Annotated in this window: 19 protein-coding genes; 9 read left to right on the forward strand and 10 right to left on the reverse strand. The window is 50.1% G+C overall.

The window, feature by feature from the left end; all coding sequences use genetic code 11:
• Nucleotides 1-11: 11 nt before the first annotated feature.
• Nucleotides 12-119, forward strand: a complete 108-nt coding sequence (gene yniD / locus OGV98_RS10850; protein ID WP_202580517.1) for a small membrane protein YniD — start codon at nt 12-14, stop codon at nt 117-119.
• Between the two features lie 164 nt (nt 120-283).
• On the opposite strand, the gene OGV98_RS10855 is transcribed toward yniD, so the two are convergent.
• A complete protein-coding gene (locus tag OGV98_RS10855; protein WP_003840911.1) occupies nt 284-1,042 on the reverse strand; it encodes a DUF481 domain-containing protein in 759 nt (252 codons plus the stop codon).
• Nucleotides 1,043-1,329: 287 nt separating this feature from the next.
• Between OGV98_RS10855 and pfkB the strand changes: the two genes are divergently transcribed.
• Both pfkB and OGV98_RS10865 read left to right on the forward strand, forming a co-directional pair.
• Complete coding sequence (gene pfkB, locus OGV98_RS10860) at nt 1,330-2,259, forward strand: 6-phosphofructokinase II (protein ID WP_032936084.1); 930 nt, start codon at nt 1,330-1,332, stop codon at nt 2,257-2,259.
• A 270-nt stretch (nt 2,260-2,529) separates the two neighbouring features.
• The gene (locus OGV98_RS10865; protein WP_003030598.1) at nt 2,530-3,390 is read left to right on the forward strand and encodes a fructosamine kinase family protein; all 861 of its coding nucleotides are present in this window, start codon (nt 2,530-2,532) and stop codon (nt 3,388-3,390) included.
• 64 nt (nt 3,391-3,454) lie between these two features.
• Here OGV98_RS10865 and OGV98_RS10870 read toward each other — a convergent pair whose 3' ends face one another.
• Nucleotides 3,455-3,991 (reverse strand): YniB family protein, encoded by a 537-nt coding sequence (locus OGV98_RS10870; protein ID WP_057101647.1) that lies wholly within the window; start codon nt 3,989-3,991, stop codon nt 3,455-3,457.
• A 167-nt stretch (nt 3,992-4,158) separates the two neighbouring features.
• Here OGV98_RS10870 and hxpB point away from each other — a divergent pair, with 167 nt between their 5' ends.
• From hxpB to tcyP, 4 genes are all read left to right on the forward strand, one after another.
• Nucleotides 4,159-4,827, forward strand: a complete 669-nt coding sequence (gene hxpB / locus OGV98_RS10875) for a hexitol phosphatase HxpB (RefSeq protein ID WP_202580518.1) — start codon at nt 4,159-4,161, stop codon at nt 4,825-4,827.
• A gap of 147 nt (nt 4,828-4,974) precedes the next feature.
• The gene (gene kduD, locus OGV98_RS10880; protein WP_003840907.1) at nt 4,975-5,736 is read left to right on the forward strand and encodes a 2-dehydro-3-deoxy-D-gluconate 5-dehydrogenase KduD; all 762 of its coding nucleotides are present in this window, start codon (nt 4,975-4,977) and stop codon (nt 5,734-5,736) included.
• A gap of 83 nt (nt 5,737-5,819) precedes the next feature.
• Nucleotides 5,820-6,419 (forward strand): metal-dependent hydrolase, encoded by a 600-nt coding sequence (locus OGV98_RS10885; protein ID WP_086551139.1) that lies wholly within the window; start codon nt 5,820-5,822, stop codon nt 6,417-6,419.
• Between the two features lie 135 nt (nt 6,420-6,554).
• Nucleotides 6,555-7,946, forward strand: coding sequence for a cystine/sulfocysteine:cation symporter (tcyP, locus tag OGV98_RS10890; RefSeq protein WP_003843455.1), 1,392 nt, complete (start codon nt 6,555-6,557; stop codon nt 7,944-7,946).
• A gap of 63 nt (nt 7,947-8,009) precedes the next feature.
• On the opposite strand, the gene cedA is transcribed toward tcyP, so the two are convergent.
• A complete protein-coding gene (gene cedA, locus OGV98_RS10895) occupies nt 8,010-8,273 on the reverse strand; it encodes a cell division activator CedA (protein ID WP_071524328.1) in 264 nt (87 codons plus the stop codon).
• Nucleotides 8,274-8,465: 192 nt separating this feature from the next.
• On the opposite strand from cedA, the gene katE reads away from it, so the two are divergent.
• On the forward strand, nt 8,466-10,724 hold the full coding sequence (katE, locus tag OGV98_RS10900) for a catalase HPII (RefSeq protein WP_193339606.1): 2,259 nt from the start codon (nt 8,466-8,468) through the stop codon (nt 10,722-10,724).
• A 36-nt stretch (nt 10,725-10,760) separates the two neighbouring features.
• Here the strand turns inward: katE and chbG are convergent, their stop codons facing one another.
• The 7 genes from chbG to osmE all read right to left on the reverse strand — a co-directional run bounded on the left by chbG (nt 10,761) and on the right by osmE (nt 16,673).
• Nucleotides 10,761-11,519, reverse strand: a complete 759-nt coding sequence (gene chbG / locus OGV98_RS10905; protein WP_049003634.1) for a chitin disaccharide deacetylase — start codon at nt 11,517-11,519, stop codon at nt 10,761-10,763.
• Nucleotides 11,520-11,531: 12 nt separating this feature from the next.
• Entirely contained in the window at nt 11,532-12,887 is a 1,356-nt protein-coding gene (locus OGV98_RS10910; protein ID WP_003840902.1) for a 6-phospho-beta-glucosidase, read from the reverse strand.
• Between the two features lie 124 nt (nt 12,888-13,011).
• A complete protein-coding gene (gene chbR / locus OGV98_RS10915) occupies nt 13,012-13,854 on the reverse strand; it encodes a transcriptional regulator ChbR (protein ID WP_085951046.1) in 843 nt (280 codons plus the stop codon).
• Between the two features lie 10 nt (nt 13,855-13,864).
• Nucleotides 13,865-14,212 carry a PTS N,N'-diacetylchitobiose transporter subunit IIA gene (gene chbA / locus OGV98_RS10920; protein ID WP_003030618.1) on the reverse strand — a complete coding sequence of 116 codons (348 nt, stop codon included), beginning with the start codon at nt 14,210-14,212 and terminating at the stop codon, nt 13,865-13,867.
• A 54-nt stretch (nt 14,213-14,266) separates the two neighbouring features.
• Nucleotides 14,267-15,625: a PTS N,N'-diacetylchitobiose transporter subunit IIC gene (gene chbC / locus OGV98_RS10925; RefSeq protein ID WP_003030619.1), complete on the reverse strand. Its 1,359-nt coding sequence runs from the start codon at nt 15,623-15,625 to the stop codon at nt 14,267-14,269.
• Nucleotides 15,626-15,712: 87 nt separating this feature from the next.
• Complete coding sequence (gene chbB, locus OGV98_RS10930; RefSeq protein ID WP_003840900.1) at nt 15,713-16,033, reverse strand: PTS N,N'-diacetylchitobiose transporter subunit IIB; 321 nt, start codon at nt 16,031-16,033, stop codon at nt 15,713-15,715.
• A gap of 298 nt (nt 16,034-16,331) precedes the next feature.
• The gene (gene osmE, locus OGV98_RS10935; RefSeq protein ID WP_003030621.1) at nt 16,332-16,673 is read right to left on the reverse strand and encodes an osmotically-inducible lipoprotein OsmE; all 342 of its coding nucleotides are present in this window, start codon (nt 16,671-16,673) and stop codon (nt 16,332-16,334) included.
• Nucleotides 16,674-16,873: 200 nt separating this feature from the next.
• Between osmE and nadE the strand changes: the two genes are divergently transcribed.
• A complete protein-coding gene (gene nadE, locus OGV98_RS10940; protein ID WP_202580520.1) occupies nt 16,874-17,704 on the forward strand; it encodes an NAD(+) synthase in 831 nt (276 codons plus the stop codon).
• Nucleotides 17,705-17,707: the final 3 nt, after the last annotated feature.

A 17,707-nucleotide genomic window follows, 5' to 3' on the forward strand; every position in this document is an offset into this window, starting at 1 on the left:
GGAAAAAAACAATGCCCACAAATCGCTTTGCGAAGAAACACTGGAAGATGGTTGTGATTCTGCTCGTTATTTGTACGGCCATGTTGATGCTGCGCTGGGCTGCGATGATCTGGGGCTAAATGACGCTCACCCGCTGTTCCGATTTCGTTTATTTATCGATTAATCGAATTCGTCTGAAAATAACGCGTTATGGCCAGGTAGAAAAATAAAACGCAAATTAAATATTAAATAAACTTAACTTTAATTTAGAAAAGCCAGGCCATTTATTTGACCCGGCTTGTCACTACATCCGATAGCCGAGGGAAACTGTCGTGCGGCGATCGGTATGCTCCGGCGCTGTTGCCGGTGGTTCAGAGTTCCAGGTCACGTTGTAAGCCACCTTTAACCCAAAGTGTTCGTTGATGGCAACGTTCAGGGCAGTTTCAGAGTTGAGTGTGGTATCGTCAGCGCCGAATACCGACACACCCTGAGTAAACTTGGTATTGTCCGTCATCTGCCATGCATAGGCCCCGGACGCATAGCCCAGCGGCTGTGTTTCGGTGGTGCCATCCGTGTGCTCGTCATAGCGCACGCCAGGACCGAATTCGAAACGGAAGCTGTGCACAGGCCCGTTGAGGAACTGACGACCATAACCCGCAGTCAGCACGTCACGCTCTCGGTAGCCGTTGTAGCGGTCGGTCAACCAGCTTGCCTGTCCAAAGAGATAGTCATAGTCGGTCATGTTGTAACGACTACGGCCACCTACGGCATATTTCTCCGATGAACGCTCATCATTTGAGGAGGTATTACTGGCATTTCCCCACAGAGACCATGCGGTCGTTTGGCCGTACCAGGTCATGGTGGTATCTGCGGTTAAAGAAGAACTTTTTGTGTTGCCTGACTGGGCGAGATATCCCGCGTTCAGGTTACCTTCAAAGGGTTTTTTCGCGCTGGAAGGGTCATCCATGACAGTAAAAACGGAATCATCGGCGGCAGCATGCATTGACGCAAGCAGGCCTCCCGTCAGCAGTAATGCTGCGGGCACTGTCTTCAAAAGCTTCATTTATTAAGAGTCCGTACAACAAAAAAAGAGACCATTACGGTCTCGGAAACTTTCATATGGATCAATGACAAAAGACCCTTGAAAGGTAACAAATTATAAAAAGACTCGAATAACATAGCAATAAATTCTTATTTCATTTTTTGAATAAGAGCGTTCCTAAACCTTTATTTTATTTATATAACTTTATGACGATAATTTTAAATAAAGATATGAAAAATCATGTTGTTAATTACTTCACTTTCGGGAGGTTAAGTGCCAGACTGAGGACAGCCTAACAGGAGGTAAAGATGGTACGTATCTATACGTTAACACTTGCGCCCTCTCTCGATAGCGCAACAATCACTCCGCAAATTTACCCGGAAGGTAAGCTTCGTTGTACCTCGCCAGTTTTTGAACCCGGCGGCGGCGGCATCAACGTTGCTCGCGCAATTGCCCATCTTGGCGGAACCGCAACGGCGATTTTCCCCGCGGGGGGTGCAACCGGAGAGCATCTTGTTGCATTGCTCGCCGACGAAAATGTTCCCGTATCCACCGTCGAAGCCAAAGATTGGACCCGACAAAATCTTCATGTCCACGTTGAGTCCAGCGGCGAACAGTATCGTTTTGTCATGCCTGGCGCTGCGCTGACCGATGACGAGTTCTACCAAGTTCAGGATCAGGTGCTGGAAATTGAATCTGGTGCATTGCTGGTCATCAGCGGTAGTTTGCCGCCCGGCGTACAGCTTGAGAAGTTGACCCGACTGATTACCACCGCACAAAAACAAGGGATCCGCTGTATTGTCGACAGTTCAGGTGAAGCACTGACGGCGGCGTTAGCCATCGGCAATATCGAACTGGTCAAACCTAACCTCAAAGAACTGAGTGCGCTGGTAAATCGAGAACTGACACAGCCCGATGATGTGCGCAAGGCCGCACAGGAAATCGTACATAGTGGAAAAGCGCACCGCGTTGTGGTCTCGCTTGGGCCGCAAGGGGCGCTGGGCGTAGATCGAGATACCTGCGTTCAGGTGGTTCCGCCACCGGTGAAAAGTCAAAGCACCGTAGGCGCGGGCGACAGTATGGTCGGGGCCATGACGCTTAAACTGGCTGAGAATGCACCTTTTGAGGATATTGTCCGTTACGGCGTCGCCGCAGGTAGCGCAGCAACACTAAATCAGGGTACGCGCCTGTGCTCTTTGGACGACACGCAAAAAATTTATTCGTATCTCACTCAATAACGACACCGTCCCTCTTTTGAAGACAAAGGGGGATTCTCGCGTAAAACTGTCAGCATGGGTGTTATGCGACTATGATAAAAAATCACGTTATTACAAAGAAGTGAATCATGTGCAGTCAGACGTCTCCACAACGGTACGGGGTGAAGAAGAGCGACAAACATTAAGTGCCTTTCCAGCGATGACGCGTCCGTGGTGTGCGTCAGTTCGTGTTTTTTAACCGCATTCTTGCGCTAACCTTATGATCTGGCAGACAACATGGGGAGAGACATCATGTGGCAGGCTATCAGTCGTCTTTTAAGCGAGCAATTAGGTGAAGGCGAAATCGAACTGCGTAATGAACTGCCCGGCGGAGAGATTCACGCCGCATGGCATTTACGCTATGCGGGGCGAGATTTTTTCGTCAAATGCGATGAAAGAGAGTTGTTAACCGGCTTTACGGCAGAAGCCGATCAGCTGGAGCTACTTTCCCGCAGTCAAACTGTATCGGTACCGAAAGTCTGGGCAGTAGGCGCAGACAGAGATTACAGCTTTCTGGTGATGGATTTCCTCCCTCCCCGTCCGCTTGATGCGCATAACGCGTTTATCCTCGGTCAACAGCTTGCGCATTTGCACGAATGGAGCGACCAGCCTCAGTTTGGTCTCGACTTCGATAACGCGCTCTCTACCACACCGCAGCCCAATACCTGGCAACGTCGCTGGTCAACCTTTTTCGCCGAGCAGCGTATAGGTTGGCAACTGGAACTCGCCGCTGAAAAAGGCATTGCGTTTGGCAATATTGATGCCATCGTCGAACATGTCCAGCAACGTCTCTCTTCTCATCAGCCGCAGCCGTCTCTCCTGCACGGTGATTTGTGGTCCGGGAACTGCGCCCTCGGTCCTAACGGTCCGTACATCTTTGACCCTGCCTGCTACTGGGGGGACAGAGAGTGCGACCTGGCAATGCTGCCGTTACATACCGATCAGCCGCCGCAAATTTATGACGGTTACCAGTCAGTCTCACCACTACCGCTGGACTTTCTTGACAGGCAGCCAATCTACCAGCTCTATACGCTGCTGAATCGAGCAATTCTGTTCGGAGGACAGCATCTGGTTGTGGCGCAGAAAGCGCTGGATAGATTACTCGCTGCTTAACTACGTACCGCGTTGCTTATCAGGCCTGCCGTTTCGCAACGTGGCAGGCCCGATAGAGCGGCACTTACAAAAAGCCCAGCAATGAGAAGAAGAAGTAGCCGATCACGATAACGATCACCGGCAAAATATAAAGCGGGAAAATTTGTAAGAAGATCGTATGGTGCGGTACCACAATTCGCGACTCAAGTTGCTCGCGGGATAATCCTTCACTGCCTTTTGCCTGTTCCAGAATCAGCTGATCCTCAACGCCTTCGCGTAAGAAACGTGCCTGGCGGCTCATTCTAGCGCCTGAATCCTGCAACGCCAGACCGATAAAAATCAGGATGAATATCAGCCAAAAAACGAGATTCAGTCCACTTTGAAAATCGGGCGTTGGCGAGTTATACCAGAACACGTTAAGAAAAGGTGTATTAACCCGCATCATATCGATCATCACGTGAGCAAAATCGAGCATGACCGCGTTAATTCCCTCCTGCTTTTCGCTGTGCGCATACATAAACTTCAGTACAGAAACCAGTGTTGAAATCAGCGCGGGAATGAAAATTACCCATCCCACCAGCCTTTTCAAGACGGCAATGCGTCCAGCTTGTTGATACGTCATGAGTTCCCCTTGATAAAGACGTGTCATTTTGGCCTAAGTTTACCCGCTGATAACCGTTTTCGCCTGATCTTTAAAGGCGGTATACTGCTGAATTAGCCATAATGAACGCTCAGAGCCTGTTATTACTGGCTCTTAATCCCTTTTATCACCGTAAAGGAGAGGTTGTAATGTCAACCCCGCGTCAAATTCTTGCTGCAATTTTCGATATGGATGGGTTACTGGTCGATTCTGAACCGCTTTGGGATCAGGCTGAACTGGATGTGATAGCAAGTTTAGGCGTTGATATCTCCCGCCGCCATGAACTTCCCGATACTCTTGGCTTACGCATCGATATGGTGGTCGATTTGTGGTTTGCGCAGCAACCGTGGAACGGTCCCTCACGTCAGGAAGTCGCCGAGCGCATCATCACCCGGGCCATTGCGTTAGTGGAAGAAACAAAACCACTGCTGCCGGGTGTGCGTGAAGCCGTGGCGTTGTGCAAATCTCAGGGAATCAAAGTAGGACTGGCATCCGCCTCGCCGCTGCATATGCTGGAAAAAGTGCTGACCATGTTTGATCTGCGCAGCAGCTTCGACGCGCTGGCTTCTGCAGAAAAACTGCCCTACAGCAAACCACACCCGCAGGTTTATCTCGATTGCGCCACAAAACTGGGCATTGATCCGTTAAACTGCGTAGCACTGGAAGACTCGGTAAACGGCATGATTGCTTCGAAAGCCGCCCGTATGCGTTCCATCGTCGTACCAGCGCATGAGAATCAGGAAGATCCCCGCTTCGTTCTTGCCGACGTCAAACTAACCTCGCTCACCGAACTTACTGCCGTTCATCTGCGCGGCTAATCCTGTAACGGGCAATGATCGTATTGCCCGCCCTCTCAGATTTTTTATTTTTAAAACACCGTTTCATTTTTAATTGTGTTTCTGTTTAACCTCTCCTATCCTTGCCCTATAGAGCAAGCGTTAATGACATAAATAGTTGAGGTAAACATGATTCAGGAAGCTTTTCGTCTCGAAGGTAAAGTAGCCATCGTCACTGGATGTGACACCGGCCTTGGGCAGGGTATGGCAGTGGCGCTGGCTGAAGCGGGCTGCGATGTAGTCGGCGTGAATCGTAAAATACCACATGAAACCGCAGAGAAAATTAACGCCCTCGGTCGACGTTTTATGGCTATTCAGGCCGACCTCAGCCAACAAGATGCTCTCACCAGCATCGTGACACAATCGGTGTCGGCGTTTGGCCGGATCGATATTCTGGTCAACAATGCGGGAACCATACGCCGTCAGGATGCGCTGGACTTCAGTGAAAAGGATTGGGATGACGTGATGAATCTGAATCTCAAATCTGTTTTCTTTCTGTCACAGGCCGTGGCGCGCCAGTTTCTGGCTCAGGGCAATGGCGGAAAAATTATTAACATTGCCTCGATGCTCTCTTTTCAGGGCGGAATCCGCGTCCCTTCCTATACAGCATCAAAAAGCGGCGTGCTCGGCATCACTCGCCTGCTCGCCAATGAATGGGCGGCCAAAGGAATTAATGTCAATGCTATCGCACCCGGCTATATGGCGACCAATAATACCCAGCAGCTGCGCGCAGACAGCGAGCGCAATCAGGAGATTATCGATCGTATTCCCGCAGGGCGCTGGGGCACGCCAAATGATCTGAAAGGCCCGGTCGTATTCCTCGCAAGTTCCGCCTCTGACTATATTCATGGCTATACGCTAGCCGTGGATGGCGGTTGGCTGGCGCGGTAATGGCGCACTTGTGACAAAGGGTTACAACGTCACCTCTTCCGCCTACTGTATAAAACCCCTATACTGTATGAATCGACAGTTTATTGGGTTTTATCATGACGGCGGAAGGCCACCTTCTTTTTTCTATTGCCTGTGCGGTATTTGCCAAGAATGCCGAGCTAACGCCCGTTCTTGCGCAGGGTGACTGGTGGCATATTGTTCCTTCCGCCATTTTAACGTGCCTGCTGCCGGATATTGATCATCCCAAATCCCTACTGGGGCAGCGTCTGAAGTGGATATCAAAACCCATTGCCCGGGCATTTGGTCATCGCGGGTTTACGCATAGCCTGCTTGCAGTCTTTGCCCTGCTGACCACGTTTTACCTGAAAGTCCCGGACACCTGGATAATACCGGCTGATGCCTTACAAGGTATGGTTCTCGGTTATCTCAGCCATATTCTGGCCGATATGCTGACCCCGGCGGGCGTTCCCCTGCTTTGGCCCTGCCGCTGGCGTTTTCGTCTGCCCATCCTCGTGCCGCAAAAAGGCAACCAACTGGAGCGGTTTCTGTGCATGGCACTGTTCGCATGGGCAATCTGGATGCCGCAGACCGTACAAGAGAACAGCGCTGTACGCTGGTCTTCGCAGATGATTAATACGCTACAAATGCAGTTCAATCGTTTCATAACGCATCAGATTGACTAATAAATCAGCCAAAAAGTCATTTTCGGTATAAACAATTCCATTTGAATATAAGAGGCATGTCACAGTTCTGCTAATCTTGCGCCAACAGAATCACCTTTAAACGGTGATACGCATAATAAGATCAGGAGAACGGGGATGAACTTTCCTTTAATCGCGAACATTATCGTGTTCATAGTGCTGCTGTTCGTGCTGGCGCAAGCCCGGCACAAACAGTGGAGTCTGGCCAAAAAAGTACTGGTCGGTCTGGTCATGGGTGTCGTGTTCGGCCTTGCCCTGCACACCATTTATGGTTCCGACAGCCAGGTTCTTAAAGATTCCGTACAGTGGTTCAACATTGTCGGCAACGGTTATGTCCAGTTGCTGCAGATGATTGTTATGCCGCTGGTATTTGCATCTATTCTCAGCGCCGTTGCGCGTCTGCACAATGCCTCTCAGTTAGGTAAAATCAGCTTCCTGACCATCGGAACGCTACTGTTTACCACGCTGATTGCCGCACTGGTTGGGGTTCTGGTGACCAACCTGTTCGGCCTGACCGCCGAAGGTCTGGTGCAAGGTGGTGCCGAGACGGCCCGTCTGAACGCGATTGAAACCAACTATGTTGGCAAAGTGGCTGACCTCAGCGTTCCGCAACTGGTGCTGTCGTTTATTCCGAAAAACCCGTTTGCCGATCTGACTGGCGCCAACCCGACGTCGATTATCAGCGTAGTTATCTTCGCAGCATTCCTGGGTGTAGCCGCACTGAAACTGCTAAAAGATGATGCACCAAAAGGCGAGCGCGTTCTGGTGGCTATCGATACCCTGCAAAGCTGGGTGATGAAGCTGGTTCGTCTGGTGATGCAGTTGACGCCGTACGGTGTTCTGGCGCTGATGACCAAAGTGGTTGCCGGTTCCAACCTTCAGGACATCATTAAGCTGGGTAGCTTCGTCGTGGCCTCTTATCTCGGTCTGGGCATTATGTTCGTGGTTCACGGGATCCTCTTGGGTATTAACGGCGTTAGCCCGCTGAAATACTTCCGTAAGGTGTGGCCGGTGCTGACTTTCGCCTTCACCAGCCGTTCCAGCGCGGCCTCAATTCCGCTGAACGTTGAAGCGCAAACCCGTCGTCTGGGCGTGCCTGAATCCATCGCCTCTTTCGCCGCCTCTTTTGGCGCCACGATTGGCCAGAACGGTTGTGCGGGTCTGTACCCGGCAATGCTGGCAGTAATGGTCGCGCCGACCGTTGGAATCAACCCGCTGGACCCAATGTGGATTGCCACGCTGGTTGGTATCGTGACCGTGAGTTCCGCAGGGGTTGCGGGTGTCGGTGGCGGTGCAACGTTTGCCGCGCTGATCGTTCTGCCTGCTATGGGTCTGCCGGTCACGCTGGTTGCGCTGTTGATCTCCGTTGAACCGCTGATCGACATGGGTCGTACTGCGTTGAACGTAAGCGGTTCCATGACTGCCGGTACGCTGACCAGTCAATGGCTGAAGCAGACCGATAAAACTATTCTGGACAGCGACGATAACGCCGAACTGGCGCATCGCTAAGTCTGTCAGCTAAAAAACAAAAAACCGCCGGAGTATCATGCTCCGGCGGTTTTTTTATATCCATTAATCGCTCAGTTCATTTTCCTGACGAACCTGATTAGCCCAGCGCTGCGCTGATTCCGGGACCGTAAATGCAGGCGAACGTTGAAACGACTCCCCCATTAAGACAAAAGCGACATATTTTCCGCGCAGTATCCATACGTCACGAAACGCATCCATTTTAATCGCATGCTCTGGTGGAGCGGGCTCCACGCGAGGAACATAGCTGATAACCGGACGATTTTGTTGGCGAAGAGGTTTCATAATCAGTTGCTTCACTAAAGACAAATTCTAAAAATCAGAAAACCGCTATCTTAGCCGATTTTGCCTCCTGACGTCCTGCCTTGCGTGCGCTGTTTGCCTGGTTCATCGCGCTTTACGTCATCGGCCTGTACCTGCGCCGCTGAATGAGTGGTCTATAGTTAAAGTTTTTGACAGCAACAACGACCCTTTCAGCGATGAAAACAGGAGACGAGTTTAATGTCACAGAACGATAAGCACCCACTCCATCACTCAGCGCCGGTTCATGATGCCAGCGAATCCCAGCCAGGACTTGACTCACTGGCGCCAGCAGACGGTTCACATCAGCCAGCGCCTGAACCCACGCCACCAGGCATGCAACCCACCACATCCGGCAGCTTAAAAGCGCCTGACGTCACAAGTGACAAACTCAACGCGCTGGACAGTTTTCGCAAAGGAAGCGAGGATTTTGCCCTGACCACCAATCAGGGCGTGCGCATTGCGGACGATCAAAACTCTCTGCGCGCCGGAAACCGTGGGCCAACTCTGCTGGAAGACTTCATCCTGCGGGAAAAAATCACCCATTTTGATCATGAACGCATCCCGGAGAGGATCGTACATGCCCGAGGTTCTGCCGCTCACGGTTACTTTCAGCCCTATGCCAGTCTCAGCGCGACGACGAAAGCGGACTTTCTGAGTGATGAAAATAAAATCACCCCGGTTTTTGTCCGATTCTCTACGGTTCAGGGCGGCGCAGGCTCTGCGGATACGGTCAGAGATATACGGGGATTTGCGACCAAGTTTTACACTGAAGAGGGCATTTTCGACCTGGTGGGAAACAATACTCCCATCTTCTTTATTCAGGATGCCCATAAATTCCCAGATTTCGTCCATGCGGTTAAACCGGAGCCACATTGGGCTATCCCGCAGGGCCAAAGCGCCCATGACACCTTCTGGGATTATGTCTCATTACAGCCTGAAACGTTGCACAACGTCATATGGGCAATGTCCGATCGGGGTATTCCGCGCAGCTATCGCACGATGGAAGGCTTTGGTATTCACACATTTCGGTTGATTAATGCGCAAGGGAAAGCCACCTTTGTCCGTTTCCACTGGAAACCGCTGGCAGGCAAAGCTTCGCTGGTATGGGATGAAGCGCAAAAACTTACCGGTCGGGATCCCGACTTTCATCGCCGCGATCTGTGGGAGGCGATTGAAGCGGGCGATTATCCGGAATATGAACTGGGGCTACAGCTCATTCCTGAAGAGGACGAATTCAAGTTCGATTTTGACCTGCTCGATCCAACGAAATTGATACCTGAAGAACTGGTCCCGGTACAACTCGTCGGTAAAATGGTGCTAAACCGCAATCCGGACAATTTTTTCGCCGAAAATGAGCAAGTGGCTTTTCATCCCGGACACATCGTCCCGGGCATCGATTTTACTAACGATCCCTTGTTGCAGGGCCGCTTGTTCTCCTATACCGATACCCAGATCAGTCGTCTGGGCGGGCCCAACTTCCATGAAATCCCAATTAATCGCCCAACCTGTCCGTATCATAATTTCCAGCGTGACGGCATGCATCGCATGGACATCGATACCAACCCGGCCAACTATGAACCGAATTCCATCAATGATAACTGGCCGCGTGAAACACCTCCGGGGCCAAAACGCGGTGGATTTGAGTCGTATCAGGAACGGATTGAAGGAAACAAAATCCGCGAACGCAGCCCCTCTTTCGGCGAATACTATGCGCAGCCTCGTCTGTTCTGGCTAAGTCAGACGCCAATTGAACAGCAGCATATTATCGGCGGATTCAGTTTCGAACTTAGCAAAGTTACGCGCCCCTATATCAGAGAAAGAGTGGTCGAACAGTTAGCTCATATTGATACTGCCCTCGCCACGGCGGTTGCCGGGAATCTCGGTTTTGAACTCACTGAGGAACAAACCAAAATTATGCCGCCGGCCAACGTCAACGGTTTGAAAAATGCGCCGTCACTCAGTTTATATGCAGGTGCGCAAGGTGAGATTAAGGGCCGTGTGGTCGCCATTTTACTTAATGACCAGGTGAAATCGGCCGATCTGCTCGCCATCATGCAAGCCCTACAGGGCGAAGGTGTTCATGCAAAACTGCTCTATTCCCGAATGGGGAATGTGGTTGCCGACGATGGCTCCGTTCTGACAATCGCCGGTACCTTTGCGGGTTCGCCATCCCTGACGGTCGATGCAGTCATTGTTCCATGTGGGAATATTGCGGATATCGCAATGAACGGAGATGCCCGATATTACTTACTCGAAGCGTATAAACACTTAAAACCTATCGCCCTGGCTGGCGATGCTCGTCGGTTTAAAGCAACGTTGAATATCAAAAAGGAAGGAGAAGAAGGCGTGGTGGAAGCGGACAGTGCAGACACACAGTTCATGGATACCCTGCTGACGCTGATGACCGCGCACCGCGTCTGGTCACGCGCCGGAAAAATAGACACGATTCCGGCCTAAAAAAATGCGGCGCATCAAGCGCCGCAAACTCAGGAATTACACGTTTAGAAAACTGCCAAGACGATAACCGCGCTCCGCAATAGCATATTTCAGTGACGAAGACGTCAGCACGTCGAGCTCAGTTAAGCGGGGGTAACAGTAGGCACTTTGACGAATAATGTCATCGATAAAAGCCGGATGACACATCACTTCCAGAGAGGATTCTCCGCGATCGGCTGACGCATCAAGCATCTGCAAAAACAGAGCTTCAGAAATCGCCTCACCGTAAAACTCGCTGCTGAATCCCTGGGAAGTCCGTAAGGTTTCCGGTAAGTCAGACGCCTGGAATACGGCCTGACGATCGATACGCAACGCAATCCCCTTCTGGGCAGCAAACCCTGCTACGATAGGGAAAATTTGCGGGAACATATGCACATGGTGATGACTATCCAGATGCGTCGGCTCCCGCCCGAACAGGTCAATAAAACGCTGATACTGTGCGGCCAGTTCCTGAGAAATTTCATCCAGCGGCAGAGTGTCTTCCTCAGCCATCTGCCAGATCCATTTCCCCAGTACCCCGTCACGAGTAAGGCCCGGCATTGCCGTCAACGGCCTGCCCAGCGTCAGAACAAAGTGCATTCCGACGGCAAGTTCAGGTATGTCGCGACTCAGCTGTACCGCATGGTCAATTGCCGCACCGTTAATCAGCGCCGTTGTCGAGGTGACAACACCATTGCGACAAGCTTCAACAATGCCGTAGTTTTGTCCTTTACTCAGGCCAAAATCATCCGCATTTACAATCAGTACGCGTTCCATAGCCGACCTCAGTTAGTGTTGTTCGCTTTTGAGTTTCTCAATGCACCCGGCGAAGTTTGGCAGCCATTTTTCATGCGCCAGAATCAGTTCACGCGCCAGAATTTCGGCATCGCTGTCAGAATGCACCAGCGGGCTCAGGTTCAGCGCCAGCAGCACATCATTCAACTCACCGCTCAACGCTGCGTTGCTCGCCGCCACTTCAAAACCTTTAATGGTATAGATAAGGCCGAGCACTTTCTCATCAAAATGGGTAATTCGCGGATGCGGCGTAGCACCGTTGCGCCCCAGCGTACAGGTCATCTCAACCGCCCAGTCCGCAGGAATATTATCAACATGCCCATGGTGAGGAACGTTGACATAGTGCTCGGTCTGTTTGTCATTGTAGATGGCATTGATCACTTCACAGGCCGCATCGGAGTAATAGGCCCCGCCGCGCTGCTCCAGCTCTTTCGGTTTAACGTTTAGCTCAGGATTTTTGTAGAGTTCAAACAGTTGTTTTTCAACTTTTTGTACTACCTGAGCACGTGCGCCACCCTTATAGTACTCGCCCATTTCGATCGCCAGCATCTCTTTTGGCTTGAAGTAGTACAGCAGATACGAGCACGGCAGCAGCTTCAGCGAACGAATCAATCCTTCGCTGAACGGCAGGTCGAAGATGTTCTTCACGCCAGAGGCTTTCAACTGACCCGAAGCAACGCCGTCAAGCAGTTCATCAAAGCGTGACACACCGTTGACCAGAACATCCTTAATGAAGACCATATGGTTCAGACCAAACAGGTCGATAGATAAGTCATCGCTCTCTTTCAGCGCCAGCACGTCGCTGATGAACATTTTCATGCCGATCGGAATATTACATACGCCGATGAATTTCTTGAAATTCGTATGGCGATAAACCGCCTCAGTCACCATCCCGGCTGGGTTAGTGAAGTTGATCACCCACGCATTCGGGCACAGTTCTTCCACATCTTTAACAATATCAAAGATAACCGGAATGGTACGCAGGCCTTTGAACAACCCGCCAGCGCCGTTGGTTTCCTGCCCCAGATACCCGTGGCTCAGCGGAATGCGTTCATCCTTTTCACGGGCTTGCAGTTGCCCTACACGCAGCTGGGTGGTAACGAAATCAGCATCTTTCAGTGCTTCACGGCGATCCAGCGTTTTAAACAACTTCATCGGCACGCCGGCTTTATCGATCATGCGCTGGCATAGGTCAAAAATAATGTCCAGTTTCTCTTTTCCACCGTCGACATCAACCAGCCACAACTCAGAAACCGGTAATTCATGATAGCGCTTAATAAAGCCTTCAAGTAATTCAGGGGTGTAGCTGCTCCCGCCACCGATAGTGACGACTTTTAATTTCTGGCTCATACTTTCTCCCTTCAGTGTCAAAACACTGACGTGTATTATGCTCAACCCGTATGTCAGGTATAGCGTGGCTGTCCCGACGCTATTTTGGGCAAGCTATAAAAAATGGGTTATTGGCAAATAATATCTACTGATTAAATTCAGTTAATTTCTTACGGTAGCTATTCGGTGTAAACGACGTCAGCTTTTTAAACGTTTTAATAAACAAGCTTGGACTACTGTAGCCAGACTCGTAAGCAATATCCGTTACAGAATAGTTCGTCATTTCCAGCTGTTTTTTAGCAAAGTTAATGCGGATTTCATTAATAATCTGCATCGGCGTTTTGCTGTAATAACGCTGGGTTGCGCGGGTCAGGTACTCCTGGGATTTCGCGGACAGGTGTACCATATTTTCCAGCGCATTCTCGCTAAACTGCCGTTTGTCATGCATGGTCTCAACGGTGGTTTTAAGCCACTGCGGAATATCATCCAACACCTGCTCTTCGCGATGATGACGTAACCGATTAATAATATAGAAGGTGACCACTTCTACAAATTCATCCAGTCCGCTCTCGCGAAAGTTAAGTGATGCAATAACCGTTTCAATATAGGTAAGAAACGAGTTATTCGCCCGATAGACCTGCGATGCAACGAAACAAAATGGCAGTAGCGGGTGATAGTGCTGTTCAAAAAAACGTTTACTGATGCCGACGTTAAGGATCCTTGTCGCACCAAAATCATAAAAACTTTGGTGGTGCGATCCCAACGGGATAAAGACAAAGTCTCCACGTTCGAGTAGTACGCGTTTACCGTTGATTTCCTGATAATAGCGCCCGGTTAAAACCAGGGTAAATTCATAGTAGTCATGCTGATGCAGCCCGCTGATACTCTCAGTTTTGTTATAGATGAACACATGGAAATTTTTGCCATTAAACAGTTGCTGTTCATAAACAGTTTTGATTTCCGGTGCGTTAATCTGTAGCTGCATTATGCACTCCTCGCTATTTCAGTTTTTCGTGAAGTTCAATCAGTTCAGTCACCAGCTCACGCGCCAGCATTGATGTCATCAGGTGGTCCTGCGCGTGGACCAGCACCAGGCTAACTTTCATTTTACCTTCACCCTGATCGCCTTCAATCAGTTTCGTTTGCACGAGGTGCGCTTCGTTCAGCGCCAGACGAGACTGGTCCATCATCGCCTTGGCCGACTCGAAATCGCCTTGCTTGGCCATTTTAAGTGCGCCGTACGCCAGGCTACGCGCCTGACCGGAGTTGATGATGAGGCCCATCACCACTTCTTCAAGTTCTTCTGCTTCGGACTGCGTGTCGACGATATTCTCGATATCCAACATACTTTTTTCCTCTGGTTCAGTCCGGCATGACCGTGAAGCCATGCCGGATTAAATTTAGAATTTCAATGCGTTAGCGATATCTTCTTCGCTTTCTTCTTGGTCAATAACGTTCTGCGCTTTGTTGGCTACCACCACGAACGGCAGGTAAACCAGCGTTGCGATACCGAGGTTGAACAGCGCGACCAGCAGAGCAGCGACACTACCGTTGGTGTTAAAGAACGCGCCCAAACCGGTTGGCATGGTCCACGGTGCAATGTTGGTAATCGGTGGAATAATGCCTGAGTAATAAGCTGCCAGCGTAATCGCCGCCAGAATCGGCTGAACCAGGATGAACGGGATAAACATCACCGGGTTCATGATGATCGGCAGACCGAACAGGATGGGTTCGTTAATCTGGAACAGACCTGATGGCAGTGCCAGTTTAGCAACCTGACGATAGTCAGGACGACGCGATGCCAGGAAGATAGCGATAATCAGACCCAGCGTTGCCCCGCTACCTCCAAGGAAAATATAGGAGTCGAGCATCGGTTTCGCCCAGACGTGGAACGTCTTACCGGCTTCCAGCGCGGCATCTACGGAACCAAACTGTTGGTAGATAGAGATGTTTTCCAGCGCCCATGGCGTCATGATACCGCTGTCCAGCGCAGTCAGCGCCAGTGAACCGTGAATACCAAAGAACCACAGCAGCGGAACAAAAATCACGTAGGCCCAGCCCACCACGCTGCCCAACGACGCCAGCGGAGTTGAAATGGAATCCATAATGATCTGGTGGAAGTTCGTACCCCAGGTGTTCAATGCCCAGGCGATGATCCCCATAATGGAGAGGATAAGGAAGCCAGGAATCAGCGCAGAGAAAGAGCGCGATACAGATGTCGGTACGCTATCAGGTAATTTAATGACCCAATTGCGACGAACCACAAAGGTGAACATTTCCGCGACCGCGAGGCCGATAATGATACCGGAAATAATATTGGCACCGCCGAGCCAGTTCGCACCAACGGCATAGGCTTCACCCACGCTATAAGGCGTTACGGTCATAAACGCGGCGACAGATAACAGCCCGGCAGCCAGTGAGTCGACTTTACGTTCTTCTGCCAGCGCCATGCCGATAAAGAACGGTGCCATCAATGACATGATACCCAGCGTACCGTTATAGACGTTTCCACCAATGCCTTTCAAGCTATTCAGCGTTTCAATAGTTGAAGCATCAAGTCGAATGCCCATTGAATAAAAAAACGACCCCTCCCCAAAGCTCAGGAAAACGTTATTGATTAATACAAACATGGCCCCTGCGAGGGTTAACGGCATTAAACGAATAAAACCGTTCTTGATTGCATTAACGTGTGGCTGCTTTCCAATTTTTACAGCAAAAGGAAGGAGTACCTTTTCAAGTGAAGCAATAGCGTTACTCATAGAAAAATACCCTTAAATACCGCAATTAAAAATTGCGGTGAATGTTAATGAAATAACTCTTTGACGGGAAAAATTAAAATAAAATAATTAATTTGCTGCGGCTTTTTTAATTGCTGCAACAGCAGCCTTAAGCACGCCTAAACCATCGACTTTGCCATACAGCAGCGAGTCAATCACTTCCACAGGCTTGTTGGGTAACAAACGCTGAATTTCGGGCAACATATAAGCAATTTGTGGACCTAATAACACGACATCGGCCGTTGGACCTTTTTCTCCGGCTAGCGTTTCAGGAAACGCTTCAATAATAACCGGCACTTCGTATTTTTCGGCCTGAGCACGCATCTTCGAAACCAACAATGAAGTCGACATGCCCGCAGAACAAAACAGATAAATGTGTTTCTTTTCCATTAAAACGATCCTCATATGCGATTATCTGTCAACCAGACACTCCGCAAGCCATAACCTGCATCCATGCTCTGGGTAACTTGCGTCAGCTAAATTACTTTTTTAGGTGGCTGAAATGAGTATACGGGATTGCACCAGTGGATGGTATTTCCTTGACCAACTAAATTGTCTCTCCTTGACCTGTCGTTATGACCCCCCTCACATTTCGGGCAAATAATTCGCGGCAATAAATAAGATCGTTCGGCACAAAAAAACCGGCACGATGGCCGGTTCGTCTGAATGCTCAGGCAATAAGCAGTTGTTACTTCTTCGCCGCCTGCGGGTCGGTGTCGTACTCTGCGCAGGTCTGGTAACCGGAGTTAATCACATGTCCGGTGTCATCTAAAGCAACAAAATAGGTTTCAGCTTTACCATCTCGTTGACCCAGGATGTAGGTCTGGCATGTCCCTCGCGCATGAATCATGCTGACTTCAGAAGAAGGTTTACCGGCAATCTGCGCCACCTGCGCCCGGCTCATCCCTTTCTTCACATCTTTCACCACGGGCTGAACAAATTGGTCTTTGGTACGATCGTAAGCCGTACACCCTGCCAGCATAGTCAAAACAGCCGCTGCACTCAGAATTCCTGTTAGGTTCTTGTTCATATTCCGTCCTCTTGTATTTCAGCGTGTTATATAAGCCTGGAGCACAACAACGCATTTTTCAAGCAATCAGATGATACTTAGGCGGTTTCGGAAAATTCTATTAAAACAAAATGATGCTCGCATCCCTTGTCGTTTGGGCCTCAACGCGATAATTTTAACACATCATTTTTTTGATCATTTTATTTTCCATAGGGGGTTAAATGACTCTGCAGCAAGAGATAATCCAGGCGCTTGGCGCAAAACCGCACATCAATGCAGAAGAAGAAATTCGCCGCAGCGTGGATTTCCTTAAATCTTATCTGCAGACCTACCCCTTTCTGAAATCACTGGTATTAGGGATTAGCGGCGGGCAGGACTCAACGCTCGCGGGAAAACTATGCCAGATGGCTATTTCCGAGCTTCGCGAAGAAACGGGGAATGACGCGCTGCAGTTTATTGCCGTACGTCTGCCATATGGCGTTCAGGCTGATGAACAGGACTGTCAGGATGCCATCGCCTTTATCCAACCGGACCGCGTACTCACCGTCAATATTAAGGGTGCGGTACTGGCCAGTGAACAGGCCCTGCGTGAAGCGGGTATTGAACTGAGCGATTTTGTCCGTGGCAATGAAAAAGCCCGTGAACGTATGAAGGCTCAGTACAGTATCGCCGGTATGACCAGCGGCGTTGTCGTGGGAACCGATCATGCAGCAGAAGCCATCACCGGATTTTTCACCAAATACGGCGATGGCGGTACTGACATTAACCCTATTTTCCGTTTGAACAAGCGTCAGGGTAAGCAACTGCTTGCCGCGCTGGGTTGCCCGGAACATTTATATAAGAAAGCACCAACCGCCGACCTCGAAGACGATCGTCCTTCTCTGCCGGATGAAGCCGCATTAGGCGTCACCTATGACAACATCGACGATTATCTGGAAGGAAAAACGCTGGCTGCCGACATCGCGAAAAAAATTGAAGGCTGGTATCTGAAGACCGAGCACAAACGTCGCACACCGATTACGGTGTTTGATGACTTCTGGAAAAAAGCGTAATCC

This window comes from Citrobacter sp. Cf136 (assembly GCF_030333815.1).
Lineage (GTDB): Bacteria > Pseudomonadota > Gammaproteobacteria > Enterobacterales > Enterobacteriaceae > Citrobacter > Citrobacter freundii.

Bases quoted from the DNA above. Each gene is read 5' to 3' on its own strand.
- yniD (WP_202580517.1), top strand. From the start codon at position 12: ATGCCCACAAATCGCTTTGCGAAGAAACACTGGAAGATGGTTGTGATT.
- OGV98_RS10855 (WP_003840911.1), bottom strand. From the start codon at position 1,042: ATGAAGCTTTTGAAGACAGTGCCCGCAGCATTACTGCTGACGGGAGGC.
- pfkB (WP_032936084.1), top strand. From the start codon at position 1,330: ATGGTACGTATCTATACGTTAACACTTGCGCCCTCTCTCGATAGCGCA.
- OGV98_RS10865 (WP_003030598.1), top strand. From the start codon at position 2,530: ATGTGGCAGGCTATCAGTCGTCTTTTAAGCGAGCAATTAGGTGAAGGC.
- OGV98_RS10870 (WP_057101647.1), bottom strand. From the start codon at position 3,991: ATGACGTATCAACAAGCTGGACGCATTGCCGTCTTGAAAAGGCTGGTG.
- hxpB (WP_202580518.1), top strand. From the start codon at position 4,159: ATGTCAACCCCGCGTCAAATTCTTGCTGCAATTTTCGATATGGATGGG.
- kduD (WP_003840907.1), top strand. From the start codon at position 4,975: ATGATTCAGGAAGCTTTTCGTCTCGAAGGTAAAGTAGCCATCGTCACT.
- tcyP (WP_003843455.1), top strand. From the start codon at position 6,555: ATGAACTTTCCTTTAATCGCGAACATTATCGTGTTCATAGTGCTGCTG.
- katE (WP_193339606.1), top strand. From the start codon at position 8,466: ATGTCACAGAACGATAAGCACCCACTCCATCACTCAGCGCCGGTTCAT.
- chbG (WP_049003634.1), bottom strand. From the start codon at position 11,519: ATGGAACGCGTACTGATTGTAAATGCGGATGATTTTGGCCTGAGTAAA.
- OGV98_RS10910 (WP_003840902.1), bottom strand. From the start codon at position 12,887: ATGAGCCAGAAATTAAAAGTCGTCACTATCGGTGGCGGGAGCAGCTAC.
- chbA (WP_003030618.1), bottom strand. From the start codon at position 14,212: ATGTTGGATATCGAGAATATCGTCGACACGCAGTCCGAAGCAGAAGAA.
- chbC (WP_003030619.1), bottom strand. From the start codon at position 15,625: ATGAGTAACGCTATTGCTTCACTTGAAAAGGTACTCCTTCCTTTTGCT.
- chbB (WP_003840900.1), bottom strand. From the start codon at position 16,033: ATGGAAAAGAAACACATTTATCTGTTTTGTTCTGCGGGCATGTCGACT.
- osmE (WP_003030621.1), bottom strand. From the start codon at position 16,673: ATGAACAAGAACCTAACAGGAATTCTGAGTGCAGCGGCTGTTTTGACT.
- nadE (WP_202580520.1), top strand. From the start codon at position 16,874: ATGACTCTGCAGCAAGAGATAATCCAGGCGCTTGGCGCAAAACCGCAC.